The organism is Bradyrhizobium yuanmingense, assembly GCF_029167105.1.
GTDB classification, from domain to species: domain Bacteria; phylum Pseudomonadota; class Alphaproteobacteria; order Rhizobiales; family Xanthobacteraceae; genus Bradyrhizobium; species Bradyrhizobium yuanmingense_A.
Window position 1 is genome coordinate 142,984 of sequence record NZ_JARFML010000005.1, and the last position, 24,285, is coordinate 167,268.

At 65.3% G+C, this 24,285-nt stretch carries 24 protein-coding genes; 11 read left to right on the plus strand and 13 right to left on the minus strand.

The features are described 5' to 3' along the window. The first annotated feature begins 47 nt into the window (after positions 1 to 47). Positions 48 to 293, plus strand: a complete 246-nt coding sequence (locus P0R31_RS08775) for a PilZ domain-containing protein (RefSeq protein WP_018644993.1) — start codon at positions 48 to 50, stop codon at positions 291 to 293. A 79-nt stretch (positions 294 to 372) separates the two neighbouring features. Further along, positions 373 to 1,170, plus strand: coding sequence for a tetratricopeptide repeat protein (locus P0R31_RS08780; RefSeq protein WP_275513729.1), 798 nt, complete (start codon positions 373 to 375; stop codon positions 1,168 to 1,170). A 92-nt stretch (positions 1,171 to 1,262) separates the two neighbouring features. Here the strand turns inward: P0R31_RS08780 and P0R31_RS08785 are convergent, their stop codons facing one another. The 7 genes from P0R31_RS08785 to rsmI form a co-directional block, all read right to left on the minus strand. After that, positions 1,263 to 2,549: an AAA family ATPase gene (locus tag P0R31_RS08785; RefSeq protein ID WP_275513730.1), complete on the minus strand. Its 1,287-nt coding sequence runs from the start codon at positions 2,547 to 2,549 to the stop codon at positions 1,263 to 1,265. Next, on the minus strand, positions 2,546 to 3,277 hold the full coding sequence (locus P0R31_RS08790; protein ID WP_275513731.1) for a CpaD family pilus assembly protein: 732 nt from the start codon (positions 3,275 to 3,277) through the stop codon (positions 2,546 to 2,548). Before P0R31_RS08790 ends, P0R31_RS08785 begins: the two co-directional genes overlap by 4 nt. 49 nt (positions 3,278 to 3,326) lie before the next feature. Next, complete coding sequence (locus tag P0R31_RS08795; RefSeq protein WP_275513732.1) at positions 3,327 to 4,844, minus strand: type II and III secretion system protein family protein; 1,518 nt, start codon at positions 4,842 to 4,844, stop codon at positions 3,327 to 3,329. Between the two features lie 10 nt (positions 4,845 to 4,854). Continuing rightward, on the minus strand, positions 4,855 to 5,676 hold the full coding sequence (gene cpaB / locus P0R31_RS08800; protein WP_036024324.1) for a Flp pilus assembly protein CpaB: 822 nt from the start codon (positions 5,674 to 5,676) through the stop codon (positions 4,855 to 4,857). A gap of 360 nt (positions 5,677 to 6,036) precedes the next feature. Then, complete coding sequence (gshB, locus tag P0R31_RS08805; protein ID WP_275513733.1) at positions 6,037 to 6,981, minus strand: glutathione synthase; 945 nt, start codon at positions 6,979 to 6,981, stop codon at positions 6,037 to 6,039. 10 nt (positions 6,982 to 6,991) lie between these two features. Next, a complete protein-coding gene (locus tag P0R31_RS08810) occupies positions 6,992 to 7,393 on the minus strand; it encodes a YraN family protein (RefSeq protein ID WP_275513734.1) in 402 nt (133 codons plus the stop codon). After that, entirely contained in the window at positions 7,380 to 8,330 is a 951-nt protein-coding gene (gene rsmI / locus P0R31_RS08815) for a 16S rRNA (cytidine(1402)-2'-O)-methyltransferase (protein WP_275513735.1), read from the minus strand. Before rsmI ends, P0R31_RS08810 begins: the two co-directional genes overlap by 14 nt. Positions 8,331 to 8,684: 354 nt before the next feature. On the opposite strand from rsmI, the gene P0R31_RS08820 reads away from it, so the two are divergent. Continuing rightward, positions 8,685 to 9,917 (plus strand): penicillin-binding protein activator, encoded by a 1,233-nt coding sequence (locus P0R31_RS08820; protein ID WP_275513736.1) that lies wholly within the window; start codon positions 8,685 to 8,687, stop codon positions 9,915 to 9,917. Between the two features lie 192 nt (positions 9,918 to 10,109). On the opposite strand, the gene P0R31_RS08825 is transcribed toward P0R31_RS08820, so the two are convergent. After that, on the minus strand, positions 10,110 to 10,250 hold the full coding sequence (locus tag P0R31_RS08825) for a hypothetical protein (protein WP_275513737.1): 141 nt from the start codon (positions 10,248 to 10,250) through the stop codon (positions 10,110 to 10,112). Positions 10,251 to 10,349: 99 nt separating this feature from the next. Here P0R31_RS08825 and P0R31_RS08830 point away from each other — a divergent pair, with 99 nt between their 5' ends. Beyond that, the gene (locus P0R31_RS08830; RefSeq protein ID WP_275513738.1) at positions 10,350 to 11,882 is read left to right on the plus strand and encodes a ComEC/Rec2 family competence protein; all 1,533 of its coding nucleotides are present in this window, start codon (positions 10,350 to 10,352) and stop codon (positions 11,880 to 11,882) included. Positions 11,883 to 12,005: 123 nt separating this feature from the next. Here the strand turns inward: P0R31_RS08830 and hemW are convergent, their stop codons facing one another. Genes hemW through rph form a run of 3 tightly spaced genes read right to left on the minus strand, consistent with a single transcriptional unit; the run spans position 12,006 to position 14,510 of the window. Then, positions 12,006 to 13,163 (minus strand): radical SAM family heme chaperone HemW, encoded by a 1,158-nt coding sequence (gene hemW, locus P0R31_RS08835; protein WP_275513739.1) that lies wholly within the window; start codon positions 13,161 to 13,163, stop codon positions 12,006 to 12,008. Beyond that, positions 13,150 to 13,785 carry an RdgB/HAM1 family non-canonical purine NTP pyrophosphatase gene (gene rdgB, locus P0R31_RS08840; protein ID WP_275513740.1) on the minus strand — a complete coding sequence of 212 codons (636 nt, stop codon included), beginning with the start codon at positions 13,783 to 13,785 and terminating at the stop codon, positions 13,150 to 13,152. Before rdgB ends, hemW begins: the two co-directional genes overlap by 14 nt. 11 nt (positions 13,786 to 13,796) lie before the next feature. Then, entirely contained in the window at positions 13,797 to 14,510 is a 714-nt protein-coding gene (rph, locus tag P0R31_RS08845) for a ribonuclease PH (protein ID WP_036024340.1), read from the minus strand. Positions 14,511 to 14,678: 168 nt separating this feature from the next. Here rph and hrcA point away from each other — a divergent pair, with 168 nt between their 5' ends. Continuing rightward, on the plus strand, positions 14,679 to 15,767 hold the full coding sequence (hrcA, locus tag P0R31_RS08850; protein WP_036003234.1) for a heat-inducible transcriptional repressor HrcA: 1,089 nt from the start codon (positions 14,679 to 14,681) through the stop codon (positions 15,765 to 15,767). 94 nt (positions 15,768 to 15,861) lie between these two features. Then, positions 15,862 to 16,479 (plus strand): nucleotide exchange factor GrpE, encoded by a 618-nt coding sequence (gene grpE / locus P0R31_RS08855; RefSeq protein ID WP_275513741.1) that lies wholly within the window; start codon positions 15,862 to 15,864, stop codon positions 16,477 to 16,479. A gap of 57 nt (positions 16,480 to 16,536) precedes the next feature. On the opposite strand, the gene pncA is transcribed toward grpE, so the two are convergent. After that, positions 16,537 to 17,259: a bifunctional nicotinamidase/pyrazinamidase gene (gene pncA, locus P0R31_RS08860; protein WP_275513742.1), complete on the minus strand. Its 723-nt coding sequence runs from the start codon at positions 17,257 to 17,259 to the stop codon at positions 16,537 to 16,539. 327 nt (positions 17,260 to 17,586) lie between these two features. Next, the gene (locus tag P0R31_RS08865) at positions 17,587 to 18,528 is read right to left on the minus strand and encodes a hypothetical protein (RefSeq protein ID WP_275513743.1); all 942 of its coding nucleotides are present in this window, start codon (positions 18,526 to 18,528) and stop codon (positions 17,587 to 17,589) included. A 394-nt stretch (positions 18,529 to 18,922) separates the two neighbouring features. Between P0R31_RS08865 and dnaK the strand changes: the two genes are divergently transcribed. From dnaK to pyrF, 5 genes are all read left to right on the plus strand, one after another. Then, a complete protein-coding gene (gene dnaK, locus P0R31_RS08870) occupies positions 18,923 to 20,824 on the plus strand; it encodes a molecular chaperone DnaK (RefSeq protein ID WP_275513744.1) in 1,902 nt (633 codons plus the stop codon). Positions 20,825 to 21,096: 272 nt separating this feature from the next. Continuing rightward, positions 21,097 to 22,233 (plus strand): molecular chaperone DnaJ, encoded by a 1,137-nt coding sequence (gene dnaJ / locus P0R31_RS08875; RefSeq protein ID WP_036024343.1) that lies wholly within the window; start codon positions 21,097 to 21,099, stop codon positions 22,231 to 22,233. Between the two features lie 88 nt (positions 22,234 to 22,321). After that, entirely contained in the window at positions 22,322 to 22,921 is a 600-nt protein-coding gene (locus P0R31_RS08880; RefSeq protein ID WP_225144152.1) for a class I SAM-dependent methyltransferase, read from the plus strand. 55 nt (positions 22,922 to 22,976) lie between these two features. After that, on the plus strand, positions 22,977 to 23,555 hold the full coding sequence (locus tag P0R31_RS08885; RefSeq protein ID WP_036024345.1) for an NADPH-dependent FMN reductase: 579 nt from the start codon (positions 22,977 to 22,979) through the stop codon (positions 23,553 to 23,555). 6 nt (positions 23,556 to 23,561) lie between these two features. After that, a complete protein-coding gene (gene pyrF, locus P0R31_RS08890) occupies positions 23,562 to 24,272 on the plus strand; it encodes an orotidine-5'-phosphate decarboxylase (RefSeq protein ID WP_275513745.1) in 711 nt (236 codons plus the stop codon). The last annotated feature ends 13 nt before the right edge of the window (positions 24,273 to 24,285 follow it).

Below are 24,285 nucleotides of genomic sequence, written 5' to 3' on the forward strand. Positions count from 1 at the left end.
TCCTAGGGCTGCGGGATGGGCCGTGGTCTAACGGGTGAACAGTTCAAATGCTTGCAAATCGCCGGAGAAGCGAACGTCGGGTGTGCAGCCGCCTCGCCAAGATCCATTTTGGCGCGGGCTCGCTGCCGCGGGATTGCACGATCACGGACATTTCGGATGGCGGCGTGAAAGTGGTGGCGGAATTTCTGGAAGTGCCGCCGCAATTCACCATCATCTTCGCGCCTGATTATTCCCGCCAATGCCGCCTGCGCTGGCGCATCGGCTGCGAATTCGGCGCCGAGTTCGTCGACTGAACCTGAACACGCGCTCTCCTTAACGGGACTTTAGCGTTAATCGGTAAGCATCTCTGATCAGTTGCCGAGTGATCAGAGTATGCCCAAGCGTTCGTTCCTCGCCTTTTCCCCGGCGGGATATCTGTGTTCCGCCGTCCTGATCCTCGCCCTCGGCGGCTGTCAGACGGCCGGCATCGACGACGTCACCGGTGCGCTCGGCGGCAAGCGGGAGTCCGCCGCCAAGCTTGACGGCAAGTCCGACAGCAAGGCCGACCCCACGCCGGAGATGGACGCACTTCGCGAGCGTTATCGCGCTAAGCCCGGCGATCCCGCCATTGCTCTCGAATACGGCAAAGCGCTGCGTGGCAGCGGCCAGCGCGCGCAGGCGGTCGCGGTGCTGGAGCAGGCCGTGCTCGCCCGTCCCGGCAACAAGGCGCTGCTCGCCGGCTACGGCCGCGCGCTCGCCGACAACGGCAATTTCCAGCAGGCCTTCGACGTCCTCGGCCGGGCGCATTCGCCTGAGGATCCCGATTGGCGCATCCTGTCGGCGCAGGGCGCTGTGCTCGATCAGCTCGGCCGCAACGAGGAAGCCCAGCAATATTACGCCGCGGCGTTGAAGGTTGTGCCGAACGAGCCGACCGTGCTGTCCAATCTCGGCCTGTCCTACATGCTGCAAAATAATCTATCGAAGGCCGAACAGATGCTCGGCCGCGCCCATCAGCGCAATCAGAACGATGCGCGGGTCCGCGCCAATCTGGCGCTCGTGCTGGGATTGCAGGGTCGCGAGGCCGAGGCCGAAATCCTCGTCAAGGCAGACTTGCCGCCGGACCAGGCCGCGGCCAAGGTCGCGGCGCTGAAGCAGTTGCTGGCGAAAAAGCAGCAGCGGGCGGACAGGTAGTCCGCTCTAGAGCATGATCCGGACCCGAAGGGCCGCACTAGCGCAAAGTGTGAAGCGGTTTTCCGAAAAGCTCATGCTCAAATAAGCCACGCCTACGACGCCTTGCGATGCGGGGCCGAGCTGCGTCCCGACTTGCCCTTCAGCTTCTTCAAAAGCGGCTCGAGCAGCGAGCGCTTTGGCTTCTTCATCTCGCCGCGGCCGGCGAGGCGGTTCGCCATATTCTGGAACAGAACGGTGGTGCGGTGGGTCCTGGAGACCTCCGCGATCATCTGGCCGTTATTGGCCGCGGTCGAGAACAGTTTCGAATCGAACGGGATCACCGCGATCGGCTGGCTCTCCATGGTCTTGGCGAAAGCCTTGACCTCGATCTCCGCGCGCTTGTGCATGCCGACCTGGTTGAGGCAATACAGCGGCGGCCGGTCGTTCGGTCGCGCCGCCTTCAGCACGCTCAGCATATTTTTGGTGTTGCGCAAGTTGGCAAGATCGGGCTCGGCGACGACCACGATGTCGTCGGCGTTCACCAGCGCGCGCCGAGTCCAGCCGGACCATTGATGGGGCACGTCGAGCACGATGCAGGGCGTCGTCATGCGCAGCGTGTCGAACACCGCGTCAAAGGCTTCGGCACCGAAATCGTAGACGCGATCGAGCGTGGCGGGCGCCGCCAGCAGGCTCAGGCGATCGGTGCACTTGGCGAGCAAGCGCTCCATCAGCGCCGTGTCCGGCCGGTCCTGCGACAGCACCGCATTGGCGATGCCCTGCACCGGATCCTGATTGTAGTCGAGGCCCGCGGTGCCGAAGGCGAGGTCGAGATCGATCACGACGGAATCGAGCGAAAGGTCGCGGGCGATGGTCCAGGCCAGATTATGCGCGACGGTGGACGCGCCGACGCCGCCCTTGGCGCCGACCACCGCGACGACGCGGCCGGTGATGATGGCCTCGGAGGCCGAGAACAGGCTGCAGATCGAGCGGACCACGTCGAGGGTTTCGACCGGTCCGACCACGTAATCGTTGACGCCGCGGCGCACCAGCTCGCGATAGGGCGCGGTGTCGTTGGGGCTGCCGATCACGACCACGCGGGTGCCGGGATCGCAGACGCCCGCGAGGTCGTCCAGCCCCTCCAGGATGTCGCGCGTGCCGTCGGACTCGATGACGATCACGTTCGGCGTCGGCATCGATTCATAGGCTTCGATCGCCGCGGCGAGGCCGCCGTCCTTGGCGCTGAGATGGGCCTTGGCGAGCCGGCGGTCCTGGCCAGCCGCGGTCACCGCCTTGAGCGTCTGCTCGGTCTCGCAGAAGGCTTGCACCGAAATGCGAGGAACCGGCGCGATGTGTTCCTCGGGGTGCTGCGGATCGTCGCCGTCGTCTTGAATGCCGGTCATTTGGCGGTATCGCTGAGTTTGGCCTTGTCGGATTCGGGATAGCTCGTCGTCGTCGTCGTGCCCTTGCGATAGCGCTCGAACGCGATGTCGCGCCGTGCGGTATAGGCGGGCGTCTCGGCGCGCGGTTGCTCGAGGTCGGCCGGGTTGTCGATCATCGCGGCGAGATTGCGCTGGCTGGCGCAGCCCAGATTGAAATAGGGGCGGTTCTCGGTGTAGCCGGGGTTGAGGATGTTGGGGCCGACGTCTTCGGGCCACAGCCCGCAGGGGCCGGCGACCGCAGTGATCTTGGAATAGCTCAGGCGGATGGTGGGCAGCAGCCCGGGATCATCAGGGCGATAGGGCCGCTGGACGATGGCGCGCGACGGCACGCCGCCGGACGTGAGCACCGAGCGGATCTCCTGATAGGTCGCGGCGGCCGCGCGCGAATTGGCGGTGTCGACCGGCACATCGACGACGACCGAGCCGGTGCCTTCGCGCATCCAGTCCCGCGCGATGCCCGCGACGTCCGAATGCTGCGCAGCCGAGAGGCCGCCTCTGCTCTTGCCGACGAAGATCACGATCGACTTCTTGCCTTCCTGCACCGCAATCGGATGGCGCTGGCGATAATCGGTCGGCACCGTCTGGGTGACGATCTCGGTGGTGTTGCAGGCGCCGAGCATGACGGAGAGGCCCGTCAGTGCCAGTGCGAGCCGCAAATTGCGACGTCGATCGGCTGATGTTGTCGTCATCCCCTGATCCCTCCTGCCCCTGCCTTGCCCGGTCCCCAAACCGTTCGTCTCAGTCGATGATGAAGCCGAAATCGCCCGGCGTGCCGGCCACCGGATCGACACGGCTCGCGATGCCATAGAGGCGGTTGACCCTGCCGAGCAGCGCCCTCTGTGCGTCCGAGGCCGGCGCGAAGCCGTCGTCGGGCCGCGACAATTCCTTCTGGGCAACCGCGCGCACCACGTAAGGCGTCACGATCACCATCAGCTCGGTCTCGTTGTTGACGAAGTCCTGGCTGCGGAATAGCGCGCCGATGATCGGCACCTGGTCGACACCAGGCAGTCCGTTGATCGCCTGCTTGGTCTGCTGCTGGATCAGGCCAGCCATCGCCATCGAGCCGCCCGAGGGAATTTCCAGCGTCGTTTCGGCGCGGCGGGTCTGGATCGATGGAATGGTAATCGAGTTGGTCGAGGACCCGGTCACGGCCTGCGTCAACGTGATCGAGTTGGTGTTCGACAGCTCCGAGACCTCGGTCATCACGCGCAGGCTGATGCGGCCTTCGCTGAGCACGACCGGGGTGAAGTTCAGGGAGATGCCGAACTTCTTGTAGGTGACCTGGGTGGTACAGACGTGAGTGACCGGATCGCAGGCGTAGCCGCCGGGAATCGGGAATTCGCCGCCGGCGATGAAAGTGGCGGATTCGCCCGAGATCGCGGTCAGGCTCGGTTCGGCCAGGGTCCGCATGACGCCGGCGCTTTCCATTGCCCGCATCGTGGCGTTGACGGTGGCGACGCCCTTGGCGAGGCCGGTGACGCCGAGCCCATTGCTGCTGACGATCGGTCCGCCAGAGACCGAGAATGGGTTCGAATTGTTGAAATTCACCACCGCCGTGCCGGCATTCAGGCTGGCGCTGAGATCGACGCCGAGCTGCTTGACGATGTCGCGGCGGACTTCGCCGACCACGACCTTGAGCATGACCTGGTCGCGGCCGCGCACGACGATGTTGTTGACGACCTTGTCCGCGCCGCCGACCAGCTTTGCGGCGACGTCGCCGGCCTGCTGGGCCTCGACCGGGCTCGACACCGAGCCGGTCAGCATCACGCTGTCGCCGACGCCTTCGATCTGCACGCCCGGCAGCGCCTGGCGCAGCGCCGCACGCATGCCGTTGAGGTCGCGCTTCACCGCGATGTCATAGGAGGCGACCTGCTGGCCGTCCGCCGCGAAGAACACGACGTTGGTCTGGCCGACCTGGCCGCCGATGATATAGGCGCGCTGGGCCGAGCGGATCACCGCATTGGCGATCTTGGGATCGGCCACCAGCACGTCCTTGACCTCGCGCGGCAGGTCGATGACGACGGACTTGCCGATGCCGAGCGACAGAAAGCGCGACCGCGCCGGTGCGATCGTCCCAACCGACGATAAGCCGAGATCCGACGCCTGCATCGGCGCCTGGTCGCCGACCGGCGCCTCCGCAGCACTGAGGACACCGGAAGCCGCGAGCAGCCCCAGCACCAACATCGTCCCCGCCAGGACCGAGCGCGCGCGCTTCCCCCGAATGCGCAAGCCGGTCCGATTACCCCCGTAGTTCATGCTCTCCCCATCACTTCTGTGACGTCAGTTGCCGTGCCTGGACGCCGTAACGGATCACGTTCACGCCGCCCGGGCGCTTGATCGCCTGGTCCTCGGGCGTGCCGTCGACTGCGTTGGCATCGACGATGCTGCGCAGCGCGAGTGTCAGAGTGCCGCCCTGGCGTGCGGCCGAAAGCGTGGCGATCTGGTCGGGCCGCAGCTCGAGCGTGACGGTCTTGCCGACCACCGCGTTCTGGCCCTCCTTTTCCTTCGGGGCCTGGTCGATCGCGAGCACGCGGATGTTGGTGAGAATGACCTCGGACAGGATAAGGTCGTTGCCGCCGGTCGGGCCGTTGGTGTTGCCGCCGTCCGGATTCTTCAGCCGGCGGGTCAGGACGATGTCGACGCGGTCATTCGGCAGGATGAAGCCGCCGGCGCCGGTTTCGGCTGAAATCTCGGTGGAGACGGCACGCATCCCGGACGGCAGGATCGCGGCCATGAAGCCGGAGCCTTCGGCCTTGACCAGCTTCTGCTCGCGGATCGGCTCGCCCTGCATCAACGGCACGCGCGCGATCGAGCCCGCGATCTGGGTCGGTGCCTCGGGCCTGCTGTCGCGGCGGATGAAGGCGCTGCTGGCGGTTGCCGCGGGCCAGGCCTGCCATTGCAGGTCCTCGGGCTTGACGGCCTGGCCGAGCTGGATGTCGTTCTTGGCGATGAGGACCTCGACCGTCGGCAGCTTCTCGGCGACGGGCAGGACGGCCGCGGGCGGATTCTGATAGCCGCTCGCCAGATATGCAGCGACGCCGCCGGCGCCGAGAGCGATGACGAGAACGACAATGCGTGCGGTATTCATACGCTTCTACTCTTACGCGGGGCACTCGAACCGCACCTGGCGTGTTCCCCCGCATCGATGAGTAGGGAGCAAAAGTATAAGGGGTGTTGCGGGGCCGAACGCGATCGCCGGCCGCGATGCTGGTTTTCGGCAGATGGTGAACGCGGCGTTATTGGGTCGGCCGGCGGCTCCGTAGTTTCACGTAAGGCGGCGCGTGCGTTCGGACGGGGCGCGCGCCGTTATGGTGAATACGTCGTTAGCGCACGAGGTGGCCGCGAGCGTCGTCCGTAGCCGGGATGGAGCGCAAGCGTAATCCGGGGCCGGTACAAGTGGGGAGCGTCCCGGATTCGCTAACGCTCCATCCGGGCTGCGCGCAGAGCTCTACTTCTTCCGTTTCGCTTCGATCACGTCCCAGATCTTCGCGGCCACGTCAGGCCCACCGAGCCGCGCGATGGCGCGGATGCCGGTCGGTGAGGTCACGTTGATCTCGGTGAGATTGCCGTTGATGACGTCGATGCCGACAAACAACAGGCCGCGCTCGCGCAGCGCAGGTCCAACGGTGGCGCAGATCTCGCGCTCGCGCGGGGTGAGCTCGGTCTCCTGCGCCGCGCCGCCGCGCACCATGTTGGAGCGGAGGTCGTCGGCGGCCGGCACGCGGTTCACCGCGCCGGCGAACTCGCCGTCGACCAGGATGATGCGCTTGTCGCCGTGCTTCACCTCGGGGATGAATTGCTGGATCACCCAGGGCTCCCTGAACGTCACCGAGAACATGTCGAACAGCGAGCCGAAATTCATGTCCTGCGGCATCACGCGGAACACCGCCGCGCCGCCGTGGCCGTGCAGCGGCTTCATGACCACGGCGCCGTGCTTGTCGCGGAACGCGTTGATCTCGTCGAGGTCGCGCGAGATCAGCGTCGGCGGCATCAGCTGCGGAAAATTCATCACGAACAGCTTCTCCGGCGCGTTGCGCACGGAGGCGGGATCGTTGACGACCAGCGTCTTCGGATGGATGCGCTCCAGGAAATGCGTCGAGGTGATATAGGCGAGGTCGAACGGCGGATCCTGGCGCAGCAGCACCACGTCGAACCCGTTCAGCGCCTCGCGCCTGGGCTCGCCAAGGGAGAAATGGTCGCCGGGCTCGTCGCGCACGGTCAAGAGCTGAACCGGCGCGACCAGCTCCTCGCCGACCATCGAGAGCTTGTCGGGCGTGTAATAGGACAGGCCATGGCCGCGCTTCTGCGCCTCCAGGAGCAGCGCGAAGGTGGAATCGCCCTTGATGTTGATGCGGGCGATGGGGTCCATCTGGACGGCGACGTTCAGTTTCATGGGCTGCCTTTCAGGTCGAGGCGTCGAATGCCGCCAACACATGGCGCGGAAGCGAGCGCGGCGCAATCAGCATGGCGTCGAATCGCAATTCGAATTCGGCATGCTCGGGATGCGCTGCGAGCCAGCCTTGCGCGGCGTCGATGATGCGCTGCTGCTGGCGCGGCGTCACGGCGAAAGCGGCCTCGTCCAGCGTGGCGCGGGCCTTGACCTCGACGAAGGCGATCAGGTTGCGGCGCCGCGCCACGATGTCGATCTCGCCATGCGGCGTGCGGTAACGTTTGGCGAGAATGCGGTAGCCCTTGGCCATGAGGTAGGCGGCGGCACGGCTCTCCGCGGAAATACCGGTCTGGAACGCTGCGACGCGATCGGGCGAGGGGACCTTCGGTTCCGCAGGAATCTCAGTCTTCGCCATCGCTGCCCCGCGAATCCTTTGCGAGCGCGAGCGCGCGGGCATAAACCTCGCGGCGCGGCCGGCCCGACAACGCGACCGCGTGCGCCACGGCATCCTTGACGCTGTGCACGGCAAGCTGCTCGCGCAACAGACCATCGAGCGCGTCCGATGTCAGAACCTCGGCGTCGGCGGCGGGCGGAGCGATCACCAGCACGAATTCGCCGCGTGTCTCCAGCGTTGCAGCCTCGCGCGCCAGCTCGCTCAGCGTTGCGCGCGAAACCTCCTCATGCAGCTTGGTCAGCTCGCGGCAGATCGCGGCCTCGCGCGGTCCCATGATCTCGGCGAGATCGGCCAGCGTATCCTGCACGCGGTTGCCGGATTCGAACATCACCAGCGTCGCGTCGATGCGGGCGAGCTCGGTAAGACGGCTGCGCCGCGCGGCTGATTTCGCCGGCAAGAAGCCTTCGAAGAAAAAGCGGTCGGTCGGCAGCGCGGCGACCGACAGCGCGGCCAGCACCGAGGACGGGCCGGGCAGCGCATACACGGCATGGCCGGCGGCGCAGACCTCGCGCACCAGCTTGAAGCCGGGATCGGAGATCAGCGGCGTGCCGGCGTCCGACACCAGCGCGACCGAGCCGCCCTGTCCAAGGGCTTCCAGGATTTTGGGACGCGCGGCCTCCGCATTGTGCTCGTGATATGGCTTGAGCTGGGCCGTGATCGCATAGCGCTCGGTCAGGCGCCGCGTGATGCGGGTGTCCTCACAGGCGATGATGTCGACGCCGGCGAGCGTCTGCAGCGCCCGCAGGGTGATGTCGCCGAGATTGCCGATCGGTGTCGCGACCAGATGGAGGCCCGGCGCGGCCTTCGGCGCCGCGAGCCGATAGGCATCGATGGAGAAACCGCGCGAGGCGGCGTCTTGAGCTTCAGGCGTATTTATGGGGGCCGGCTTTGCGCGCATAATGGAGCCAACTTAGGCACGATCGCTAAGGCTGGGAACCGGCTGGCCGAAAAAGATCGGGCCCAAAGATCGTACCCAGGCGAGGGGCGAGGAACGGGCGGGAATGTGATCGGTCGAGATCGCGCCGGGAGGGAGTGAGGGCCCTCGCGCCATATTCGCGACGGAAACGCCGCCTTGATGAGTGAATATGTGACGGCGAAGAGCTGCCGGGACGGGATTGCGGCCGCGTTAAGCGATTGTTATCCTTTTGTTTTGGTTAACTATTTGCCGACACACTGCCTGAATCCGCGGCCTGTGTCGCGGAAAGCAATGTCGTGATCGGCCGGCGAACGGCGGGTCGGAAGAGAAGCTGCCATGGTCGGCCCGCGTCATCCAAAGTCTCACCCTCCGGGGTCCCGATCGCCAGGGGCGACCCGGCGGACTGCGCTCGGCCTGTTGCTCGGCGCGCCCGCGCTGTCGGCCTGCGCCGGCGTGCAGCAAAGCCTCAGCCAGTTCTCCAACCCGTTCTCGAGCTCCGCACCGCCGGCCCAGCCGGCAGGACCGCAGCAGCAGGCGACGACCGCCGGCACCGGCGGCGTGAAGGTCGGTCTGATCCTGCCGCTCTCGGCTGCCGGCAATGCCGGGCTCGCCGCGCAATCGATGCGCAATGCCGCCGAGATGGCGCTGGCCGAGTTCCAGAACCCGAACATCCAGCTCCTGATCAAGGACGACAATGGCAGCCCGCAAGGCGCGCAGGCGGGCGCGCAGCAGGCGGTCGACGAGGGCGCCGAGATCATCCTCGGGCCGCTGTTTGCGCAATCGGTGCCAGCCGTGGCGCAGGTCGCGCGCACGCGCGGCATCCCGGTGATCGCATTCTCGACCGATTCCAGCATCGCCGGCCGCGGCGTCTATCTGCTCTCGTTCCTGCCGGAATCCGACGTCAATCGCATCGTCGAATATTCCGCCGGCATCGGAAAGCGCTCCGTCGCCGTGCTGGTGCCCGACAACGCCTACGGCAATGTCGTCGAGGCCGCGGTGAAGGCGGCGGTGCCGCGGCGGGGCGGGCGCATCGTTGCGTTCGAGAAATACGGCGCCGATCGCGCCACGCCCGCGCGCACCGTGGCGCAGCAGCTCGGCAGTGCGGACGCGCTGTTCATTGCCGATGACGGCGATGCCGTCGTGTCAGTCGCGGACGCCATGACGGCCGCGGGCGCGAACCTGCGCAACATCCAGCTGCTCGGCACCGGCCTGTGGGACAATCCGCGCGTCTATGCCAGCGCCGCGCTGCAGGGCGGCCTTTACGCCGCGCCCGATCCGGCCGGCTTCCGCGCCTTCTCCGGCCGCTACCGCACTAGATACGGTGCCGAGCCGATCCGCACGGCGACCCTTTCCTACGACGCGGTCGCCCTCGTCGCCGCGCTGGCCCGCACGCAAGGCGGCCAGCGTTTCTCCTCCGACGTGCTCACCAACCCCTCCGGCTTTGCCGGCATCGACGGCCTGTTCCGCTTCCGCGCGGATGGCACCAATGAACGCGGGCTTGCCGTGATGAAGGTGACGCAAGGCGGCGGCGTTGCGGTGGCGGGCTCGCCGAAGAGCTTTGGGGCGTAGCTGGTTCACCTCTCCCGCTTGCGAGAGAGGTCCGCGCATCGTTCGTCTCCGGAGGCGGCAAGCTCGATAGGGCAGTAGGCCGGCTGGTGACAAAGCCAATCCTGTGGGCCACCCAACTCGGCACTTGACTTGTAGTTAGGCAGGCGATCAACTTTGGGTGACGCAACCATATGTTGCGTCTGTTTTTTAGGGTTAGCCGAGCAGAATCTTTTCAGCAGTCGCCGGTATCCCGGCATTCAAGACGTAGACCTGGCCGTTTTCGCGCATCGCCTGACGCGGCTGCAAAATGCGTAGATCATCGAGACCACCACGCGTGTCGATCCCGATGAACACCGCATACGCACAGTCTGATAAACCCGCAGCGGGAGACGTAAACGGCCTTCATGCGTCGCGCTTTCCATTGCAACGCAACCTCGATGAGGGATCGTCATCATGGCAAAGAAGTACGTGATCAACGTCGATCTTGCTGATGTCTGGCAGGAGAAGAACCGCAAAAGCCTCCTGAGGACGTTGGCCTGGGGTGATGAGGTCAGCGTTGTGAAGATGGGCCGGGACTATGCTGAGATCGAAACGGTCGAATTCGTGGAACGCCAGGATGGCAGCATTCTGCCGGAAAAGAGGGTTGGTTACATCCAGCCGAAGAAGACGTCGGGCTTGAAGCTGGCCGATGTACTCATCCCCCGGAATCGCAACCAGGTCCTCAAGGTAAATTTCGTCGATGTTCAGCAGGGCGACGGCTCCGTGATCGAATCGCCGCAAGGTAAGGTGATGCTTGTCGATGGTGGCGACAATCAGCTCTTTGCCCGTTATCTCGCCTCCAGGTTTCGTGGCACGTCGCTCGATAGGCCGAAGGAAATCGAGTGCATTCTCGTCACGCATGGAGACGCCGACCATTTCGTCGGCCTGCCCGCGATCCAAAAATCTGAGCAAAATGAGACGATTCGAAAGCGCCTCTTCATCGCGCCGAAACGAGTCTACCACAACGGAATTGTGAAGCGGCCCGAAAAGAAGGCCAACGATAAGCGACGGAAAGAAACAGAGCTGCTGGGTCCAACAAGGAAGGTGGGTAAGGACCTCTATCTTGTCGGATTGGTGGATAACCTCCTCAAAGTAGCCGACCAGGAGATGAACAAGCCCTTCAAGGATTGGAAGGATACCCTGGCGGAGTACAACAAGAGGTCAAAGATCGAGTTCAGGCGACTTGAGATTGGTGATGACGATGCCTTCGACTTCTTCGCCGAGGAGAACATCAAGGTCGAAGTGCTCGGACCGCTGACGACCGAGGTAGCAGGCAAGCCTGCCCTCAAATTCCTGGGCAAGCCGCCTAAAGGGCCCAGGGTAGGCCACGAGTCGTTGGAAACAGACGATCTTAAGAGCAGCGGCTTTTCGGCCTCACATACGATCAATGGCCACTCAATCGTATTCCGGCTGACCTATGGAAGAATGAGCTACCTGTTCACCGGCGATCTCAACGATGAGTCCAGCCGCTTCCTCACGCGTGAACACAATAGCGGGGCAATCAATCTCAAGGCGGAGGTGTTCAAGGTGCCTCACCATGGCTCGGCGGACTTTTCAGGAGCCTTCATCCAGGCGGTGGCTCCGATCGTCAGCGTGATCTCCAGCGGCGACGAGAATGCCCGCAAGGAATACATTCACCCCAGGGCGACCTTGGTCGGGGCCTTGGGAAAGTGGTCGCGCGTGCCGGAGCCCCTGGTTCTGGTGACGGAGCTTGTAGCGTTCTTTAACGTCGAGGGGCCCTCTAGGGTGACCGACCCCAAGAAGGACAAGAAGCGCGGCGAGTTCTTCGGCTTCAGTCGTACGGCATTCGGCATGGTTAAGACCCGTACCGACGGCAAGAGATTGCTCGTCTACACCGACAGCGGGAATCTCAAGATGAAAGAGGCGTACGCCTACGCACTGGATAAGGCCGGATTGCTAGAACCGTCTGAAGTCGTCCGCGCTTGACTGCGCTGCGCTGAGCTTTGGGACACCGGGTGACGGTTGGGGGATTGTCCCATTGTGGAGATACCCTATCCCAACTCCTCTCCCGCAAGCGGGTGAGGGAGCGCACCGCCAGTTTGGCTGAGACTACGCTGCCAGATCCGCGACCACCGCATCCAGCACCGGAAATCCGCTGCTGGTCACGCGCAGCCGTCCCGTGCCATCCACCGTAATCGCGCCTTCCTCGCGCAAGAGCGCGATGCGGCGGGGGTCGAGTGGGCGGCCGGCGAGGGCCCTGTAGCGCTCGGGATCGATGCCTTCGGCGAGCCGCAATCCCATCAGCAGGAATTCGTCGGCGCGTTCCTCGCTGTTGAGGGGCTCGTCGCTGACGACACCGTCGCCGTTGGTCTCGACCCGGATCAGCCAGGCCTCGGGACGCTTCTCGGTGGCGGTGGCATGGCGCACGCCGTCGATGTCGAGACGACCATGTGCGCCGGGGCCGATGCCGGCATATTCCTCGCCGCGCCAGTACACCAGATTGTGCCGGCATTCGGCGCCGCGCCGCGCATGATTGGAGATCTCGTAGGCGGGCAGCCCGAGCTTGTCGCAGGTCTCCTGCGTGACGTCGTAGAGCGCGCGTGCGACCGCTTCGTCCGGCGTCTTCAGCTTGCCGGCCTGGTGCAGGCCGAAGAAGGGCGTGCCTTCCTCGATCGTCAATTGATAGAGCGACAGATGCTCGGCCGCTTCATCGATGGCGTGCCGCAGCTCGCCAGCCCACATCGCCGGCGTCTGGTCGGGGCGGGCGTAGATCAGGTCGAACGAATAGCGGTCGAACGCGCGGCGCGCGATGGCGACGGCATCGAGCGCTTCGCGCGCGCTGTGCATGCGGCCGAGCGCTTTGAGCGAGGCGTCGTCGAGCGCCTGCACGCCGAGCGAGACGCGGTTGACGCCGGCGATGCGATAACCGGCAAAGCGCGTGGCTTCGACGCTGGTCGGGTTCGCTTCCAGCGTTACCTCGACGTCGCCTGCGACGGTCCAGTGCTTGCCGATCGCGTCTAACACCGCGCCGACGGTGGCGGGCTGCATCAGTGACGGCGTGCCGCCGCCGAGGAAGATCGAGGTGACCTTGCGGCCGGGCGCGCGCTCGGCGGTCGTTGCGATCTCGCGCGCGAAGGCGGAGGCGAAGCGCGCCTCGTCGATCGCGGCGTGGCGGACATGGCTGTTGAAGTCGCAATAGGGGCACTTCGACAGGCAGAACGGCCAGTGCACATAGACGCCAAACGCATCCTTGTTAGCGCGGCTCAAGGCAGATCTCCGCCAGTTTCCGAAAAGCGCGGGCGCGGTGCGACAGGCCGAGGCCAAGCGGCGGCAGGCCGTGCTTCTCGATGCTGGTCATCTCGCCGAAGGTGCGGCTGTGCCCGTCCGGCAGGAACATCGGGTCGTAGCCGAAGCCGGCCGTGCCGCGCGGTGGCCAGATCAGCGTGCCGTCGACGCGCGCCTCGACCTCCTCGCGATGATCGTCGGGCCAGGCCACGCAAAGCGCGGAGACGAAGTGGGCCTTGCGCTTGTCCGGCGTGGTGGCGCCGCGCTCCTGCAGCAGGCGCTCGATCTGCGCCATCGCCGCGTTGAAATCCTTGGTCGGGCCGGCCCAGCGCGCGCTGTAGATTCCCGGCGCACCGTCGAGTGCGTCGACGACGATGCCGGAATCGTCGGCGAAGGCGGGAAGCTTGCTCGCCTGCGCCGCGGCGATCGCCTTGATCGCGGCGTTGCTGCGGAAATCGTTGCCGGTTTCCTCGGGCTCGGGGAGGCCGAGCTCGCCGGCCGACACCGCCTCGATCCCGTACGGCGCGAGTAGCTCCCTCATCTCGGCGAGCTTGCCGGGATTGTGGGTGGCGATGACGAGCTTGTCGGTGATTCGGCGGTGCATGGGCCTATTGACTACGCGACGGCCAGTTTCTGCAAGTCCACCAGACGCGCAATGCCCTTCTGCGCCAGGGCGATCAGCTTCAGGAACTCGTCCTGCGTGAACGGCTCGCGTTCCGCGGTGCCCTGCACCTCGATGATGCGGCCATCGCCCGTCATGACGAAATTGGCGTCGGTCTCCGCTTCCGAATCCTCAGCATAGTCGAGATCGAGCACCGGCGTGCCGTTGTAGATGCCGCAGGAGATCGCGGCGACGTTGTCGCGCATCACGTTGGCCTTCACCATGTTGCGCGCCTTCATCCAGTTGAGGCAATCGGCAAGCGCGACCCAGGCGCCGGTGATCGAGGCCGTGCGCGTGCCGCCGTCGGCCTGGAGCACGTCGCAATCGACCGTGATCTGGCGCTCGCCGAGCGCTTCGAGATCGACGATGGTGCGAAGCGAGCGGCCGATCAGGCGCTGGATCTCGACCGTGCGGCCGCTCTGCTTGCCGGCGGAGGCCTCGCGGCGGGTGCGTTCGGAGGTCGCGCGCGGCAGCATGCCGTATTCGGCGGTGACCCAGCCGCGGCCCTGGCCCTTCAGCCACGGCGGCAGGCGGTCCTCCAGTGTGGCGGTGACCAGCACATGGGTGTCGCCGAATTTCACCAGGCAGGAGCCTTCCGCATATTTGACCACGCCGCGCTCCAGCGTCACGGGGCGCAATTCGTCGGGCGCACGGCGGCTTGGCCGCATGGGAAATCTCCAAAACTCGCGGGAATAGGCTGTTCGCGGTGCTTGTAGGTGGGGCGGGGGTGGGCGGCAAGGGCTTATTCACCCCCTGACCGCCGGCCTGCAAACGCCACGCTTGTCAGAAGCGTCCCGGATGGACAAATTATAAGTATCTGAGAGGAGTTACCGTCTGTGGCCCATCACGATCCGATCCATCTGATCGCGCCGCGCGCAGGCCTTGCCCAGCTCAACGAGCGTTCCCGCGACATCTTTCGACAAATTGTCGAAAGCTATCTCGCGACCGGTGAGCCGGTCGGCTCGCGCAACATTTCCCGCCTGATTGCGATGCCGCTGTCGCCGGCATCTGTGCGCAACGTCATGGCCGATCTGGAACAGCTCGGCCTGATCTATGCCCCGCACACCTCCGCCGGCCGGCTGCCGACGGAACTGGGCCTGCGCTTCTTCGTCGATGCCCTGATGCAGGTCGGCGACCTCAACGAGGCCGAGCGGCAGGCGATCCAGAGCCAGCTCTCGTCCGTCGGCGAGGCGCAATCGGTCGAGGCGGCGCTGGACCAGGCCTTGATGCGGCTCTCCGGCCTGACCCGGGCCGCCGCTGTCGTGCTGACGCCGAAATCCAATGCGCGGCTGAAGCACATCGAATTCGTCCGCCTGGAACCGGAAAAAGCGCTGGTGATCCTGGTCGGCGAGGACGGCCAGGTCGAAAACCGCGTGCTGACGCTGCCGCCCGGAGTTCCCTCTTCGGCGCTGACGGAGGCCGGTAATTTCCTCAATGCGCGGATCCGAGGCCGTACCCTGGCCGAGGCGCGGCTCGAGCTCGAGACCGCACTCGGCGAGGCCCGTGCCGAACTCGATCAACTGACACAGAAAGTGATCTCGGCCGGCATCGCCAGCTGGTCCGGCGGCGAGAGCGAGGACCGTCAGCTCATCGTCCGCGGCCACGCCAATCTGCTCGAAGATCTGCACGCGCTGGAGGATCTGGAGCGGGTTCGCCTGTTGTTCGACGACCTCGAGACCAAGCGCGGCGTGATCGATCTGCTCGGCCGGGCCGAGACGGCCGAAGGCGTGCGCATCTTCATCGGCAGTGAGAACAAGCTGTTCTCGCTGTCGGGGTCGTCCACCATCATCTCGCCCTATCGGGATGCCGCCGGCCACATCGTCGGCGTTCTCGGCGTGATCGGCCCGACGCGGCTGAATTATGCCCGCGTGATCCCGACCGTGGACTACGCCGCCCGCATCGTCAGCCGCCTCTTGGGGGGCTGACCGGCCTTTCCGCCGATCACGGGCGCTTGATTTTCGCGGGCTTAAGCACGATATCCGGGCCAACATCCCTGAAACGAGTTCGAGATCAGAGCCGATGAGCGAGCAAGACCGGCAACCCCAAGACACGAGTACTGCGACCGGCGAGCCCGTGGTGTCGAAACCCTACATCATGCCCGACGATCCCGAGCCGGGTTCGGTCGAAACCCTGCAAAAGGAAGCGGCTGAAGCGCGCGACCGCATGCTGCGGACGCTGGCCGAGATGGAGAATTTGCGCAAGCGCACCGCCAAGGAAGTCGCCGACGCCCGCCTCTACGGCATCACCGGCTTCGCGCGCGACGTGCTCGACATCGCCGACAATCTCCAGCGCGCGCTCGATGCCGTTCCGGCCGAGGCGCGTGCCGCGGCCGATCCCGGCCTGATCGCGCTGATCGAGGGCGTCGAGCTCACCGAGCGTTCGCTACTCAACGCGCTGGAAAAACACGGCGTGAAGAAGCTCGATCCGCAGGGCCAGAAGTTCGACCCGAACTTCCATCAGGCGATGTACGAAGTGCCCGATGCGTCGGTGCCGTCGGGCACCGTGGTGCAGGTCATGCAGGCCGGCTACACCATCGGCGAGCGCGTGCTGCGCCCGGCGCTGGTCGGTGTCGCCAAGGGCGGCGCGAAGGCCGCGCCGGCGGCGAACAACAACGAGTCGAGTAGCGCGGCGAACTGATTGCTGTGTCATTCCGGGTTCGATGCTGCGCATCGCCCCGGAATGACTGATTGGCACCTACGTGCTCACCGCGATATCCGCAGACTGAATCCGCTTCACGCCCGCCTTGGCCATGTCGGCCCAGGCCTTGGCGAGCGAGCCCTGCGTGTCGATGCCGCGGCAGGCGTCTTCCACCACATAGACTTCGAAGCCCGCCTTGCGCCCGTCGAGCGCGGTCCAGGCGACGCAGAAGTCTGTCGCAAGACCAGCGACGAAGACGCGCTTGATCTTGCGGCCCCTCAGGTAGCCGGCGAGCCCGGTCGAGGTCTTGCCGTCGGCCTCGAGGAAGGCCGAATAGCTGTCGACGTTCTTGTGAAAACCCTTGCGGATGATGAGCTCGGCGTGCGGGATCGACAGGTCCTTCGACAGCGCCGCGCCCTCGGTGCCCTGCACGCAATGGTCCGGCCACAGCACCTGCTTGCCGTAGGGCAGGTCGACCGTTTCGAACGGCTTCTTGCCGGAATGAACCGACGCAAACGAAACGTGGCCCGGCGTGTGCCAGTCCTGCGTCAGCACCACATTCGCAAATGCCTTCGAGATCTTGTTGATGACCGGCACCACCTGCTCGCCTTCCTTCACTGCGAGGCTGCCGCCGGGCAGGAAGCAGTTCTGCACGTCGATCACGAGCAGCGCGGACGCTTCGTCCGGCTTGATCGGTGCGGCCGCGAACAGCGCGCTTGGCGCGAGCGTCGCCAGCGCCGTCGTTCCAAGCATTGCCAAGACTTGTCGTCGATCCAGCATTGCACGCCTCCCCTCCAGGATGATCCAACGGGAGGGGAGCCTAGTTCCGTTCGTATACGAACAGAAGCCTGAAAATGCAGCCGGGCTTGATGAGCGGTTGGGCTCTCGCGGCGTGCTCGGTGCACCTCTCCCGCGTGCGGGAGAGCATAGGCCGCCTTCGGCGGCCGTCCTTCAAAAGGACGCCGAAGCGTAGCCTCGGCTATCGCGCTCGCAGAGCGCGGCGGGTGAGGGTTTTCTCCTCTTGGGGGCTCTCGATTGCGGAGACACCCTCTCCCCAACCCTCGCCCGCAGACGGGGGAGGGAGCGCACCTCGCGCGTGGATGCGCCCTACCCCTTCGGCTGAATCCCGTCGCGCACGGCGCGGAAGCGGCTGAAGGCGGCTTGCCATTGGTCGCGCGGGGCGCTGGCGATGATGCGCAACGATGCGCCGCCGCTCGAGAAGCGGATCCACTGCACCACCGTCACCGGGACCTTGTCCTTGCCGCTGACGCCGTCGATCCGGGTCTCGAAGCCTTGCTGGCCGTTGATGCGGATCGGCTCGGACATGGTGATGCGCGACTCGCGCACGCCGGGAATCTGGAGCGCCGCCTCCTGGGCGAAGCGGGCGCGGTCGTCGGCGGCTTGCGGGGTGGCGCCGATCAGGCCGAGGATCATGAACGGCCTCGCCTCGTAGCCCACGCTCTCATCGCCGTCGGCCAGGATGATGCTCGAGCCCGGTGCCAGGGTCTTGATGTCCTTGAAGTCGGCGAGATCGGTGATCTTGAACGGCAGCAGCGCGATCTGCTCCTCGGCCGAGACCTGCCTGCGGGTGGTGGCGCTCGCGAACATCTGTCGCACCGCCTCGTCCGTGTAGATCTTGGTCGCATTCTCCGGGATCTGTACCGCGACATAGCCGGAGAAGCCGGCGCCGGGCACGATCATCGAATAGCGCTTCACCGGGGTATCGCCGGCCTTGCCGCTTTCGGTGGTGAAATAGGCAAGGCCAGCGGGGGTCTCGACCTTGTCCTGCTTGACGCCGCCCGTCCCGCCGGGATTGGAATTGAAGGCGCTCACGACCTCGCCATAGGCGGCCGGCGGCAGCTCGGTGACCAGCACCTTGACGTTGCCGTCCTCGCTCTCGAAGCCCGGAAAGGTCTTGGCCGTGCTGAGGCCGATCAGCGGCACCATGCCGAGACGCAAGCCGGGTGGGAAAACGACGTCGGCGGCGAAGGCCGGAAGCGCTGTTACGGCGAGGAGGGCGAGCGCGGCGAGGGGGCGGATCAGCTTCATGGCCACTCTGATTGGTTCACATTGAGGCCGTTCGATGGTCGGCCGCCGGGCCGCTTTGTCGCGCGAAACAGCTGCGCCGGCTGTGCGGTCGGTCCGCCTTTTAGCCGGTTTGGCCTCGCCGCAACAGGGCGGGCGGGCTTGCGGGTGCGGGGGCTTGCCGAGGCCCGGACCTGTTAATAATTCCTCACCCGCAAGGGCGGTTGAGCCCGGATATCACCTTCCAAAACCCGATGTTTTAGCGGCAGAAACCTAGCTTCGGTCCTTGCGGGCCCCTCCCCCCCTCCTATATGAGCCTCAATCATCGCAATATCGCGGATGTTTGATCTTAGGGGGTTTCGGTTCGGGTGCCTCTTGGGCCCAGCCAACCTGCCGCAAAAAGAAGGATATCAGGACCATGGGAAAGGTCATTGGGATCGACCTCGGCACCACGAATTCGTGCGTCGCCGTGATGGATGGCAAGAACGCCAAAGTCATCGAGAATTCCGAAGGCATGCGCACGACGCCTTCGATCGTCGCCGTCACGGATGACGGTGAGCGCCTCGTCGGCCAGCCCGCCAAGCGCCAGGCCGTCACCAATCCCGAGCGCACCTTCTTCGCAGTGAAGCGCCTCATCGGCCGCCGCTACGACGACCCGATGGTCGAGAAGGACAAGAAGCTCGTTCCCTACAAGATCGTGAAGGCTTCCAACGGCGACGCCTGGGTCGAGGCCGACGGCCAGACCTACTCGCCCTCGCAGGTCTCGGCTTTCATCCTGCAGAAGATGAAGGAGACCGCGGAAGCCCATCTCGGCCAGAAGGTCGAGCAGGCCGTCATCACCGTTCCCGCCTACTTCAACGACGCTCAGCGCCAGGCGACCAAGGACGCCGGCAAGATCGCGGGCCTCGAAGTGCTGCGCATCATCAACGAGCCGACCGCGGCCGCGCTCGCCTATGGCCTCGACAAGACCAAGGCCGGCACCATCGCGGTGTATGACCTCGGCGGCGGTACGTTCGATATCTCCATTCTCGAAATCGGCGACGGCGTGTTCGAGGTGAAGTCGACCAACGGCGACACCTTCCTCGGCGGCGAAGACTTCGACATGCGCCTCGTGGGTTATCTCGCCGACGAGTTCCAGAAGGAGCAGGGCATCAACCTGCGCAACGACAAGCTCGCGCTGCAGCGCCTGAAGGAAGCCGCTGAAAAGGCCAAGATCGAGCTGTCCTCGACGACGCAGACCGAGATCAACCTTCCCTTCATCACCGCGGACCAGACCGGCCCGAAGCATCTGACGATGAAGCTCACCCGCGCCAAGTTCGAGGCGCTGGTCGACGACCTCATCCAGAAGACCGTCGAGCCCTGCCGCAAGGCGCTGAAGGACGCCGGCGTCACCGCCGGTGAGATCGGCGAGGTCGTGCTGGTCGGCGGCATGTCGCGCATGCCGAAGGTCCAGGAAGTCGTGAAGCAGCTGTTCGGCAAGGAGCCGCACAAGGGTGTCAACCCGGACGAAGTCGTGGCGATCGGCGCTGCGATCCAGGCCGGCGTGCTCCAGGGCGACGTCAAGGACGTGCTGCTGCTCGACGTCACCCCGCTGTCGCTGGGCATCGAGACGCTGGGCGGCGTGTTCACCCGCATCATCGACCGCAACACCACGATCCCGACCAAGAAGAGCCAGGTGTTCTCGACGGCTGAAGACAATCAGAATGCCGTCACCATCCGCGTCTTCCAGGGCGAGCGTGAAATGGCGGCCGACAACAAGATGCTCGGTCAGTTCGACCTGATGGGCATTCCGCCGGCGCCGCGCGGCATGCCGCAGATCGAGGTGACCTTCGACATCGACGCCAACGGCATCGTCAACGTCTCGGCCAGGGACAAGGCCACCGGCAAGGAGCAGCAGATCCGCATCCAGGCCTCGGGCGGCCTGTCGGAAGCCGACATCGAGAAGATGGTCAAGGACGCCGAGGCCAATGCCGAGGCGGACAAGAAGCGCCGCGAGGCCGTCACCGCCAAGAACGAGGCGGATGGCCTGGTGCATTCGACCGAGAAGGCTTTGGCCGAGCACGGCTCGAAGGTTGCCGAGAGCGAGCGCCGTGCCATCGAGGATGCCGTCAGCGACCTCAAGGAAGCGCTGAAGGGCGACGATGCCGAGGCGATCAAGGCGAAGACCCAGACGCTGGCGCAGGCTTCGATGAAGCTCGGCGAGGCCATGTACAAGCAGCAGGCCGAGGCCGACGCCAAGAAGGATGCAGCCAAGGACGACGTCGTCGACGCGGAATTCACCGAGGTCGACGACGACAAGAACAACAAGAAGTCCGCTTAAGCCCCGAGAGGGTGACGATGCGGACGGCTTGGACCCCACACACGCTACCGGCCTCCTCCCTCGCGGGGGAGGCCGTCGTGTCGGGACAGGCGGGCCAAGACTTCTTTCATGACTCCTTCAAAGTCGGCCCCGTTACGATCGATCAATTCCCAGCCGTTATTCTCAGCGCTGCCAGGCTGCCCTCTGCCGCAAGGTCGAAGGGCGCTCATTCCGCCGCATGTCAGCGTTGTTCCGCGCCAACTTGAATCGCGATTGGATAGACCGAGCTCATCATGTCCACGTCCACCAAGCGCTGCTATTACGAGACCCTCGAAGTCGAACGCGACGCCGACGAAGGCAAGCTGAAGTCGTCGTTCCGCAAGCTGGCGATGAAATTCCATCCCGACCGCAATCCCGGGGATGAGACCAGCGAAGTCAAGTTCAAGGAAATCAACGAGGCCTACGAGGTCCTGAAGGACAAGGACAAGCGCGCCGCCTATGATCGTTACGGCCACGCCGCGTTCGAGCAGGGCGGCGGCTTCGGCGGCGGCGCCGGTTTCGGCGCGGGCTTCGCCTCCTCTTTCTCCGACATCTTCGAGGACTTGTTCGGCATGGCCGGACAGCGCGGCCGCGGCGGCCGTGAGCGCGGCGCCGATCTGCGCTACAACATGGAAATCACCCTCGAGGAAGCCTTTGGCGGCAAGACCGCGCAGATTGAGATTCCGGTGTCGGTCACCTGCGAGGCCTGCTCGGGCATCGGTGCCAAGGCCGGCACCAAGCCGAAGACCTGCTCGACCTGCGGCGGCGCCGGCCGCGTGCGGCAGTCGCAGGGCTTCTTCACGCTGGAGCGAACCTGCCCGGGTTGTCAGGGCCGCGGCCAGATGATCGAGGACGCCTGCCCGTCCTGCGCGGGACAAGGGCGGGTCACCCGCGAGCGGACGCTCTCGGTCAACATTCCGCAAGGTGTCGAGGACGGCACACGGATCAGGCTCGCAGGCGAGGGCGAGGCTGGCGTCCGCGGCGGGCCGCCGGGCGACCTCTACATCTTCCTCTCGCTGGCCCAGCACCAGTTCTTCCAGCGCGACGGCGCGGACCTGCATTGCCGTGTGCCGATCTCGATGGTGACCGCCGCGCTCGGCGGCGAATTCGAGGTGCCGACCATCGACAAGGGCAAGACCAAGGTGAAGGTGCCCGCGGGCACCCAGTCGGGCCGCCGATTCCGCATTGCATCAAAGGGTATGCCGGTGCTGCGGTCGCGCCAGATGGGCGACATGTACGTTCAGGTCATGGTCGAGACCCCGCAGAACCTCACCAAGAAGCAGCAGGAATTGCTGGCCGAGTTCGAGAAGCTTTCCTCCGGCAACACCCAGCCGGAAGCCGAGGGCTTCTTCGCCAAGGTCAAGGACTTCTTCGGCAATCGGGCGAATTGACTCGTCTTGACCGTACCGCCTCCGGCCTATACGTCTTTATGACCATTTTCTGACACGCCGCGGTCCCGCGGTTCCGTCCGGTCCCGACATGCCATTGCCATCGTCCGCGCGTGCGTTGAAGAAGCCTCGTCTCGATGACGAGGTGCGCTTTCTCAGGTCGTGGATCGAAAAGCCCTTGCACATGGGCGCGGTGATGCCGTCCGGCAAGCTGCTGGCGCGGACCATGGCTCATTATGTCGATCCCGATTCCGACGCACCGGTGGTCGAGCTCGGACCCGGCACCGGTGCCATCACGTCCGCGCTGATCGAGCGCGGGATCGACCAGAAGCGTCTCGTTCTCGTCGAATACAATCCCGGCTTCTGCGCGCTGCTGCGCGATCGCTACCCGCAAGCCAAGGTGGTGCAGGGCGATGCCTACCGCCTGCGCGATACGCTCTGGAACGTCTTGAGCGCGCCGGCCAGCGCGGTCGTCTCCGGCCTGCCGCTCGTCACCAAACCGATGCTGACGCGGCTGCGGCTCATCCGCGATGCCTTCACCGCGCTCGCGCCCGGTGCGCCCTTCATCCAGTTCACCTATGCGGTGGTGCCGCCGATCCCGAAATCGCTGTCCGGCGTGTCCACAGAGGCCTCGGAACGGATCTGGATGAACCTTCCGCCGGCCCGCGTCTGGGTGTATCGCAAGCATTAATTCCGCCGGCTCCTCCTTGCGCGGCGGGCTCGTTTCGCCGAACGCATGGGATTGGATGCCAGCTCCCAAGATCCTGATCATTCCCGGCTCGCTGCGCACCGGCTCGCATAATGCGAAGCTGGCGGCGGTGGCGGCCTACGAATTCGTTCAGGCCGGCGTCGACGTCACCCGCATCTCGCTCGCCGATTTTCCACTGCCGATCTATGACGGCGATCTCCAGGCCAAATCCGGCGTGCCCAAGCACGCGATCAATCTGAAGCGCATGATCGGCGCGCATCACGGCGTCCTCATCGTCTCGCCCGAATACAACGCCTCGGTGCCGCCGCTGCTGAAGAACGCGATCGACTGGGTCAGCCGCGTGCACGAGCTGCACGAGGCGCGCGGAGAGGTGTTCCGCAACCGGGTCTTCGCGCTTGCCGGCGCGTCCCAGAGCCGGTTAGGTGCCGCCCGCGCGCTGCAGGCGCTGCGGCTGATCCTCTCCGCCTGCCACGCCAACGTGATTGCCAGCCAGCTCACGCTCGCTTTTGCCGACCAGGCCTATGACGACAGGGACAGGCTGAAGAACGAGGGCGATATCGCCGCGCTGAAGGAGCTGGTGACGCAGTTGATCGACGTTTCCCAACGCATGATGTGAGGTGACATGACGCCAGCCGAGATCGCCCCGAAGGACCGCCTGATCGTTGCGCTCGATCTGCCGAGCGTTGATGCCGCGGAGGCGATGATCGCGAAGCTCGGCGACAGCGTCACGTTCTACAAGATCGGCTATCAACTCGCTTATGCCGGCGGCCTGCCGCTGATCGGCAAGCTTGCCGACAGGGGCAAGAAGGTGTTCGCCGATCTCAAGATGCACGACATCGGCAATACGGTCGCGCGCGGCACCGAGAGCGTCGCCAAATTGGGCGCGACCTTCGTCACCGTGCACGCCTATCCGCAGACCATGAAGGGCGCCGTCGAAGGCCGCGGCAGCGCCAGCCTGAAGATCCTCGCCGTGACGGTGCTGACGTCCTACGACGACGACGATTTGCATGCGGCCGGTTATCGGCTCAGCGTGTCGGAGCTGGTCGAGGCGCGTGCGCAGCAGGCGCAGGTGCTCGGTGTCGACGGCCTCGTGTCCTCGCCGGAGGAGGTCGGGGCCTTGCGCAAGATCGTCGGCCACCAGATGAGCCTCGTCACCCCCGGAATTCGTCCGGCGGGCGCGGCCAGCGGCGACCAGAAGCGCATCATGACGCCTGGCCGTGCGATCGCCGCCGGCGCGGATTATCTGGTCGTCGGGCGTCCGATCGTGGAAGCCGCCGATCCGAGGGCCGTCGCAGAGGCCATTCAGGTCGAGATCGCAAAGGCGCTTGGCTAATCAGCAACAGGGA

What these genes read in the sequence shown, in the direction of transcription:
- pncA (WP_275513742.1), bottom strand. Translation starts at nt 17,259, where the DNA reads ATGCTGGATCGACGACAAGTCTTGGCAATGCTTGGAACGACGGCGCTG.
- P0R31_RS08880 (WP_225144152.1), top strand. Translation starts at nt 22,322, where the DNA reads ATGCCATTGCCATCGTCCGCGCGTGCGTTGAAGAAGCCTCGTCTCGAT.
- P0R31_RS08785 (WP_275513730.1), bottom strand. Translation starts at nt 2,549, where the DNA reads ATGACCGGCATTCAAGACGACGGCGACGATCCGCAGCACCCCGAGGAA.
- P0R31_RS08795 (WP_275513732.1), bottom strand. Translation starts at nt 4,844, where the DNA reads ATGAACTACGGGGGTAATCGGACCGGCTTGCGCATTCGGGGGAAGCGC.
- rsmI (WP_275513735.1), bottom strand. Translation starts at nt 8,330, where the DNA reads ATGCGCGCAAAGCCGGCCCCCATAAATACGCCTGAAGCTCAAGACGCC.
- P0R31_RS08820 (WP_275513736.1), top strand. Translation starts at nt 8,685, where the DNA reads ATGGTCGGCCCGCGTCATCCAAAGTCTCACCCTCCGGGGTCCCGATCG.
- P0R31_RS08885 (WP_036024345.1), top strand. Translation starts at nt 22,977, where the DNA reads ATGCCAGCTCCCAAGATCCTGATCATTCCCGGCTCGCTGCGCACCGGC.
- P0R31_RS08830 (WP_275513738.1), top strand. Translation starts at nt 10,350, where the DNA reads ATGGCAAAGAAGTACGTGATCAACGTCGATCTTGCTGATGTCTGGCAG.
- gshB (WP_275513733.1), bottom strand. Translation starts at nt 6,981, where the DNA reads ATGAAACTGAACGTCGCCGTCCAGATGGACCCCATCGCCCGCATCAAC.
- P0R31_RS08790 (WP_275513731.1), bottom strand. Translation starts at nt 3,277, where the DNA reads ATGACGACAACATCAGCCGATCGACGTCGCAATTTGCGGCTCGCACTG.
- P0R31_RS08810 (WP_275513734.1), bottom strand. Translation starts at nt 7,393, where the DNA reads ATGGCGAAGACTGAGATTCCTGCGGAACCGAAGGTCCCCTCGCCCGAT.
- dnaK (WP_275513744.1), top strand. Translation starts at nt 18,923, where the DNA reads ATGGGAAAGGTCATTGGGATCGACCTCGGCACCACGAATTCGTGCGTC.
- cpaB (WP_036024324.1), bottom strand. Translation starts at nt 5,676, where the DNA reads ATGAATACCGCACGCATTGTCGTTCTCGTCATCGCTCTCGGCGCCGGC.
- grpE (WP_275513741.1), top strand. Translation starts at nt 15,862, where the DNA reads ATGAGCGAGCAAGACCGGCAACCCCAAGACACGAGTACTGCGACCGGC.
- rph (WP_036024340.1), bottom strand. Translation starts at nt 14,510, where the DNA reads ATGCGGCCAAGCCGCCGTGCGCCCGACGAATTGCGCCCCGTGACGCTG.
- rdgB (WP_275513740.1), bottom strand. Translation starts at nt 13,785, where the DNA reads ATGCACCGCCGAATCACCGACAAGCTCGTCATCGCCACCCACAATCCC.
- P0R31_RS08865 (WP_275513743.1), bottom strand. Translation starts at nt 18,528, where the DNA reads ATGAAGCTGATCCGCCCCCTCGCCGCGCTCGCCCTCCTCGCCGTAACA.
- P0R31_RS08775 (WP_018644993.1), top strand. Translation starts at nt 48, where the DNA reads ATGCTTGCAAATCGCCGGAGAAGCGAACGTCGGGTGTGCAGCCGCCTC.
- P0R31_RS08780 (WP_275513729.1), top strand. Translation starts at nt 373, where the DNA reads ATGCCCAAGCGTTCGTTCCTCGCCTTTTCCCCGGCGGGATATCTGTGT.
- dnaJ (WP_036024343.1), top strand. Translation starts at nt 21,097, where the DNA reads ATGTCCACGTCCACCAAGCGCTGCTATTACGAGACCCTCGAAGTCGAA.
- pyrF (WP_275513745.1), top strand. Translation starts at nt 23,562, where the DNA reads ATGACGCCAGCCGAGATCGCCCCGAAGGACCGCCTGATCGTTGCGCTC.